3 protein-coding genes are annotated in these 7,959 nt (G+C 60.0%); 1 reads left to right on the forward strand and 2 read right to left on the reverse strand.

Features of this window, described 5'->3' with window-relative positions:
- Positions 1–550: 550 nt before the first annotated feature.
- The gene (locus tag HU767_RS28210) at positions 551–2,986 is read right to left on the reverse strand and encodes a TonB-dependent siderophore receptor (RefSeq protein ID WP_186731074.1); all 2,436 of its coding nucleotides are present in this window, start codon (positions 2,984–2,986) and stop codon (positions 551–553) included.
- A gap of 103 nt (positions 2,987–3,089) precedes the next feature.
- Entirely contained in the window at positions 3,090–4,739 is a 1,650-nt protein-coding gene (locus HU767_RS28215) for a cyclic peptide export ABC transporter (RefSeq protein ID WP_186731075.1), read from the reverse strand.
- A gap of 532 nt (positions 4,740–5,271) precedes the next feature.
- On the opposite strand from HU767_RS28215, the gene HU767_RS28220 reads away from it, so the two are divergent.
- Positions 5,272–7,749 carry a TonB-dependent receptor gene (locus HU767_RS28220; protein WP_186731076.1) on the forward strand — a complete coding sequence of 826 codons (2,478 nt, stop codon included), beginning with the start codon at positions 5,272–5,274 and terminating at the stop codon, positions 7,747–7,749.
- The last annotated feature ends 210 nt before the right edge of the window (positions 7,750–7,959 follow it).

The following is a 7,959-nucleotide window of genomic DNA, read 5'->3' on the forward strand; positions in this document are numbered from 1 at the left end:
GCAGGCTCGCTCCCACAGTTATGTTTGGGTGGTCTGAGGATTTGCATACGCCACAAATCCCTTGTGGGAGCGGGCTTGCTCGCGAAAGCGGAGGGTCAGCCGGCATTTGAAGCGACTGATACACCGCCATCGCGAGCAGGCTCGCTCCCACAGTTATGTTTGGGTGGTCTGAGGATTTGCATACGCCACAAATCCCTTGTGGGAGCGGGCTTGCTCGCGAAAGCGGTGGGTCAAACGACATCGATGTTGACTGTGCTGCCGTCTTCGCGAGCAAGCCCGCTCCCACAGTGTTTTTGGGATGACTTCAAGATTTGCAGGCACAAAAAAACCGGGCCAGGCCTAATGCCTGTCAGTTAAGTGGATAGCACGGGCAAACACACAAACCGTGGCGAGGGAGCTTGCTCCCGCTGGGCTGCGTAGCAGCCCCAAAACAGGGCCGCTTCGCGACCCAGCGGGAGCAAGCTCCCTCGCCACAGGGTTACTGCCGGGTTTTATTTCGCTTAACTGATCGGCATTAGGGCCAGGCCCGGTTTTTCGTGTGCGGTGTTGCTTAGAAGTCGTAGGTCACGTCCAGCGAGGCCACGCGTTCCTGGCCGTAGTAGCAGCCGAACGAGTAGTTGCAGTTGGACACGTATTCGCGGTCGAAGACGTTCTGCACGTTCAGGCTGGTGGTGACGCCACGCAGGCTCGAGGTGGCCTTGCCCATGTCATAGCTGATGGTGGTGTCGAACACGGTGTAGGCTGGGACGTCGAACGAGTTGGCCGCGTCGCCCGGCTTGCGGCCGGTGTGGCGGGCGCCTGCGCCGAAGGTCAAGCCATTGAGCGTGGCCTGGGTGAAGTGGTAGTTGGCCCACAATGTGGCGGAGAACGGTGCCTGTTGCTCGCTGCGGTTGTCCTCGTTGCCGTAGTTGTCCTTGGTGTAGAACGAGTCGAGGTAAGTGGCGGCGGCCATGACTTCGATGTTGTCGAGGGTGGATTTGACTTCCAGCTCGACACCCCGTGAACGTACCTGGCCCGACTGGATCGAGTTCTGGGGATCGGCAGGGTCGCCGGTGACCAGGTTCTTCTGTTTGATCTGGAACACCGACGCGGTAATCATCGTTTTGTCGAACGGCTGGTATTTCACACCCACTTCGTATTGTTCACCCTCGGTCGGCTTGAAGGCATTGCCGCTAGCGTCCGTGCCCGTGGTCGGCAGGAAGGATTCCGAGTAACTGATATAGGGCGCGAGGCCGAAATCGGTGACATAGGTCAGGCCGATCCGGCCGGTGAACTTGTTGTCACGCAGTGAGGAAACGGTGCGTGCCAGCAGGTCCTTGTTGTCCACTTCGGCCCAGTCCTGGCGACCACCCACGGTCAGGATCCACTTGTCCAGCTTGATCTGGTCTTGCAGGTAGACGCCGGTCTGGCGAACGGTGTTGTCCCATTGGGTGTCCAGCGTCGGGGTCACGTCGCTGGTGTCGTAGTTGTTGTTATTGCCGTACAGGTCGATTGGCGCGCCTGTGATGTTGTAGCCCTTGTATTTGCGGTTGAAATGGCGATAGTCCACGCCCGCCAGGGTGGTGTGCTCGAGGGCGCCGGTGTTGAATTTGTATTCCACATTGTTATCAATGGTGTAGGCGGTGTTGTGCTGCTGCCAGTCGAGTTTGTTGCGAGTGGCCTGGGTCTGGTCATTCCCAACGAAACCACGCAGGTAGAAGCCCCGATACTGGTCACGCACATCGGTGTAACGGGCGGTGGAGCGGAATGTCAGGTCATCGGTGAAGTTGTGGCTGAAGTCGTAGCCGAGAACGAACTGGTCACGCTTGTAGTCGTTCCACCGCGTGTCGCCGGAGAAAAAGTCCCGGTCGATCCGCTGGCCGTTGGGGCCGCGCTTCAGGGAGCCGATCATCGGCAAGGCCTGATAGTCTTCCAGGCCGTCATCGCGCTGGATCTGCGCCAGCACCGTCAGCGAGGTGTCTTCATTGGGCGCCCAGGTCAGGCTCGGTGCCAGCAGCATGCGTTCGCTGTGGGTGTGATCGACTTGTTGATTGCCTTTTTTCGCCACGCCGATGACGCGGTAGCTGAATTCCTTTTGATCGTCGATCGGGCCGCTGGTGTCGAACGCGCCGTTGACCCGGTCGTAGCTGCCCGCGCCCAGTTTGATCTGGCTGCGCTGTTCAGTGGTCGGGCGCTTGGAGACCATGTTGATCAGGCCGCCCGGCTGGTTCTGCCCGTACAGCACCGATGAGGGGCCCTTGAGCACTTCGATGCGTTCCAAGGTATACGGATCGATTTGCGGCGCGCCGCCCAGGCTGCCGGCATAGGGCAGGTAGGCACCGTCGAGGTACAGCTGTGTCGGCGCGAACCCGCGGCTGGTGATTTCATCGGCGATGGTGTTGCGGTCGGTGAAGCCACTGGTGTCCAGGCCCGGCGTGTAGCGCAAGGCCTGGGTCAGGTTGCGTGCGCCCTGGATGGCGATCTGGTCGGCGGTGACCACGTTGATGGTCTGCGGGATCTCCAGGATCGGAGTGTCGGTCTTGGTGCCGGTGGCGCTGCGGGTGGCGACGTAGCCGTCCACCGGACCGTAGGCCGATTCCGCGGTTTTACCGGTGATGGTTGTGGCGCCCAGTTCCAGCGAATCCCCTGACGTCCTGGCGCGCACGCTGGCCGTGTTGCCCTGGATGGTGAACATGACGCCGGTCCCCACCAGCATCTGCGACAACGCTTGCGCCGGCGACAACCGGCCACTGACCGGCTGGCTGCGCAGGCCCTGGACATCATCGGCGCTGTAGAGCACTTGCATGTTCGTTTGATTGCTCAACGCCTGCAGGGCACTCGACAGCGATTGCGCCGCGATGTTGAGGTCGACTTCCTGTGCCTGGACCTGTGCGCTGAACGGCATGGCCAGTGCCAGGCTGAACGCGGTGGCGCTGAAGCCTGGTTGCAGCAGGCGCCGCATGATCAGTGCCTTGGTAAAACGTGGAATCCCCGGAGTTGCTGGCATGTGTTTCACTCTTGCAGGTTTTAGTTTTAATAGGGTGTAGTTGTGATCGATTCTTAATTAGGACGCACCACCCCAGAAAAACCAGAATGAGAATCGTGATTATTCAGGCGGATGTCAGTTCGGTGATGACGCGGCCGGCTTCCATGCGCACCAATTGGTCGGCCACGTCGAAGTAACGGTCATCGTGGGAAATCACGATGATGGTCTTGCCCAGGCGCTTGAGGTCCGGCAGCAACTCCGTGTAGAAAATCCGCCGGAAGGTCGGGTCCTGGTCGGCGGCCCATTCGTCGAAGACCAGCACCGGACGCTCTTCCAGCCACGCATTGACCAGCGCCAGGCGCTTGCGCTGGCCGGTGGACAGGTCGGTGGTGGTGAAAGCGCCGTCGCGCACGCTGACCTTGTGGGCGATCTCCAGGCGTTGCAGGTATTGGTTGGCGTCGTCCGGGATATGGGTGTCGCCCTGGACGATGTCGTCGAACAGGTAGTAGTCGGCAAAAATCGTCGTGAACAACTGGCGATAGTCATCGCGGGTCACGGCCGTCACGGCGTGGTCGTTGAGGCGGATTTCTCCTTGCTGCGGCGCGTAGAGGCCCAACAGCAGCTTGATCAGCGTGGTCTTGCCACAGCCGTTTTCACCCACGATGAACACGATGTCGCCCTGGTCGATCTTCAGGTTCACCGGCCCCAGGCGGAACGGCGCGGCGCCTTCCACCGCCGGGAAGCTATAGGACACGTTGCTCAGTTCCAGCGTCTGCACCGGCGTTTTCGGCTGGCCTTGGTCGTTGAGTAACAAGTGGGGTTCAGGGGATGAAAACTGTTCCGACAATTCGGCGATGCGGCGGAAGGCGATCTGCGCACGACTGACGATGGGCAGGGTACCGATCAGGTGTTCCAGCGGGCCTTTCATGTACAGCAACACCAGCACGAAACCGCTCATCACCGCTTTGTCGGCGCTCGGCCATAGCGACTGCAGGGCCAGGGCCAGGCCGATCACCACGAAGAACAGCATCGAGCCGAAGGTCTTGGCGATCACGAAAATGTTCACCGAGCGGATCTGCGTGTCGCAGATCTTGTCGGCGGTGTGCTCGATGCCCGAGACGAACATGCGGTGCCGACGAGGGCGATGGATGCGCAGCTCCTTGGCGCCTTCGGCGATGGCGTTGTAGTGCTTCTGCAATTCGTCCTCGGAGTCGCGCGCCTCCATGAAGCCCTTGATCCCCCGACCGCGGGCGATGTACTGCACCACGGTGCCGATGATGATCGCCACGACCATCATCAGGAACATCGGCCACGACAGCATTGCCAGGTACCCCATGCACCCAAGGGTGACGGTCAGGGAAATGGCCAGGGGGGCGAAGGCGAAGGCGAAATCGCTGATGGTGTCGACGTCGTGGGTCAACACCGGGATCAGGCGATGGCTGCGGTAGCGTTCGATCTGCTGGATCGGTGCCGACAGGACTTTTCCCCCCAGCTCCTTGCGCAGCTTGGCGATGATCTTCTGGCCGACGTAGTTGGTGCCGATGTCGGAACAGATGGAACTGATCAGGGCCAGCAGGCACAACCCGGCGAACACGCCCACCACGGTGTGACTCAGCCCGCCTTCGGCGTGCAGCACCTGGTTGATGGTGGCCAGCAGCACGGTGACGCTCAGGCCACCGACCATGCCCAGCAGGATGGCGCCGATGACAATCAGCCGGAAGGGTTTGAGCAGGGTGAACAATTCATTGATCACCCCGCGTTTTGGTTGGCTCATGGAGGTTTCCCTGCAAGATGAAAAGGACGAACGCCATCGCGGGGACATGCACCGCATGGGCTGGAGGACGGCGGCACGCCGGGTTGGGTCGCGCCCATCTGTAGAACGATTGGACGGGAGGGGGATTTAGCGAGGAACCGGCTGACACACAATTGTGGCGAGGGAGCTTGCTCCCGCTCGGTTGCGCAGCGACCGCAAAATCTTGGGGCCGCTTCGCCCGAAGCGTCGGACCGGCCCAGCGGGAGCAAGCTCCCTCGCCACCGTTGTGTTCGCAGCCCTGGTATTGGCTGTGTTCATGGAATCCAGGATTAAAAGGCCGGCGCCCAACAGAGCCGGCCTTTTTTTGATCATTTTCGCGAATGATAAGTAAAGTCATTCCGGTTTTGTCAGATGCTGCGTCTTACTTAGGTAGGTGGGCACATCGGGTCGGCCACGCCCTGACACATTGCCCTGGGGCGGGTTCACGTGTGCCGGCGAGCGGCGGGCCCTTCGGCCCCATGGACTTTTACTTCGACCAATAATAGAGAACACGATGTCATCCATTCATGAGTTGAAACCTCTTTTCAAGGCACTCGTCATGTCCCGCGGCCTGCGTTCGCGGCGGGTGTTGGCCGGTTTGGGGTGGGTCTGCGTACTGCCCCTCAGCACTCAGGTAATGGCGCAAGACGTCAGCATCGACATCCCAGCGCAACCGCTGCCGCAGGCACTGCAAGCCTTCGGTCAGCAGACCAACCAGCAAGTGATCTACAACGCTGGCGACATGGCCGGGCTGAAAAGCACCCGCGTCAGCGGCACAATGAGCCCGCAGGCGGCCATCGCCGAGTTGCTCAAGGGCACAGGCGTGCGCTACAGCCTCGAGGGCAATACCTGGATGTTGATGCGCAGCCCTGCCACGGGAGGCCTTGAGCTGGGTGCGACCACCATCAGTGCACAAGCGTTGGACGCGACAACCGAAGGCAGTCATTCCTACACCAGCAAGGCCGTGACCCTCGGCAAGGGCACTCACACCCTCAAGGAAATTCCCCAGTCGATCACCGTGATGACGCGCAAGCAGATGGATGACCAGAACCTGGTCAGCCTCAAGGACGCCGTCAACCAGACCACCGGCATCGTCGGCCTGCAGGGCGTCGGCCAAGGCATGATCCTGTCGTCACGCGGTTTCCAGATCGACGATTGGCAATATGACGGCGTGCCGATCCTGCGCAATAACTATTCGCTGGGCAACTGGGCGACCCAGGACCTGATCTTCTTCGACCGCCTGGAAATCATGCGCGGCGCGGCCGGCTTGCTGCAAGGCACTGGCAGCCCCGGTGGTGCCGTCAACCTGGTGCGCAAGCGTGGCCAGCATGCCCCGACCGTAACCCTGACCGGCAAGGCCGGCTCCTGGGATCACTACGGCCTGCAACTGGACGCCGGCGGCCCGCTGAACCAGGCCGGCAACATCCGCGGCCGCGTCGTCATCGATGAAGACCAGAGCAATTCGTTCGTCGATCATGCGTGGAGCAAGACTCATTCGCTGTACGGTGCGCTGGATGTCGACCTGAGCGAAGACACCACCCTGGGCCTGGCGGTCAGCCAATCCAACGGCGAATCGCGCGGCAACATCCGTGGCCTGCCACGCTACGCCGACGGGTCGATGCCGGACGTGTCGCGTTCGACCTATACGGGGGCGCGGTGGAACCGTTCGGAAATCGATGTCACCACCTACTACACCGACCTGGAGCATCGGTTCAACGATGACTGGGCGTTCAAGGTGGGTGCCGTGTACATGACTGAAGACAACCAGGCGAAAAACCAGCGGGTGCAAAGGGGGGGTGGTCTATTGCCTGATGGCAGTGGCGTGCAATATGCCGATTTCGTGACTGATTTCCAGTCCACGAAGTCTGGTCTGGACATGAACCTGATCGGCAAGTTCGAAGCCTTGTCGATGGAGCAGGAAGTCATGCTCGGCGGCAACTTCTCGCAGTTGGAGACGGATGATCGCTACGCCCGTACATTCAACAGCACCAGCGACTCTATCTTCGACCTGAACAATAACCGGCCGGACATCAGCTATGAGAGTCTGATCAACAGCCCGGGCGGGCGGGGCGTCCTCAGTAAGTACGATATCCGCCAGAAGGGTGTGTATGGCACTTGGCGTGTCAAGCCGATCGATGATCTGACGCTGGTGCTGGGTTCCCGGGTCAGCTGGTATGACTTCAGCTACAAGTCGAGAACCGAAGACTCAGCCGGTATTACCCCCTACACGGCAAACACTGGAACTGAAACCGGAGTGGTCACGCCCTACGGCGGTATCATCTATGACCTGAGCCGTGAGTGGGCGGCGTACGCCAGCTACACCGATGTATTCCAGCCCCAGACCGAGGTCGATACCAGCGGTTCGGTGCTCAAGCCCATCGTTGGCACCAACTACGAAGTCGGCCTCAAGGGTGAGCTGATGGACGGTCGGGTCAATACCTCCCTGGCTGTCTTTCGTTACGATCACGAGAACCGCGCCATCCAAGACATCGCCGGCGGGATGGTATGTGAGGGAGGGTATTGCTCGGCAGCCTCGGGGAAAGTGCGCAGCCAGGGTTTCGATGCGGAAATCAGTGGTGAAGTGGTAGACAATCTGCAGTTGTTCGCGGGCTACACCTACAACACCACCAAGTACCTGGAGGAGCCGGGGAAGGAAGGTGTTGTCTTCAGTAGCTGGACGCCGAAACACATGCTGCGGGTATGGGGCAACTACCAGCTGACCGGCGACTGGAGCCGTGTCAGCACTGGCCTGGGCTTCACCACCCAAAGCCACACACTGGTTTACCAGGAAAAGACCGACGTACCGGGTTATACCGTGTGGAATGCCCGTGTCGGCTACCAGCTGACGCCAGAAATCGCTTTGGCGCTCAATGCCAACAACCTGTTTGACAAGACGTATATAACGCCCGCTTACAACCAGCTTGATGGCAACAACAACTTCGGTGATCCGCGAAACCTGATGTTCAGCGTGAAGTACACCCCGGAGTTCTGATTCTTGTGGGAATGAAATAGACCTGCCTTGTGCGTGATGCTGTTCACTTAGACAAAACGGCGCTTCTTCAGAAATGGGAAGCGTCTTTTTTTTGTCTTTTTTTTGGGGGGGATTACAGCCAATGAAAAGGTTGGATGTGCCGGCCTCATCGCGAGCAAGCTTTGCTCCCACAGAAGGACTCCGGGTGCGCGCGGATATTGTGGCTGCAGA

Source organism: Pseudomonas sp. SWRI179 (assembly GCF_014268705.1).
In the GTDB taxonomy this organism is placed as follows: Bacteria; Pseudomonadota; Gammaproteobacteria; order Pseudomonadales; family Pseudomonadaceae; genus Aquipseudomonas; species Aquipseudomonas zanjanensis.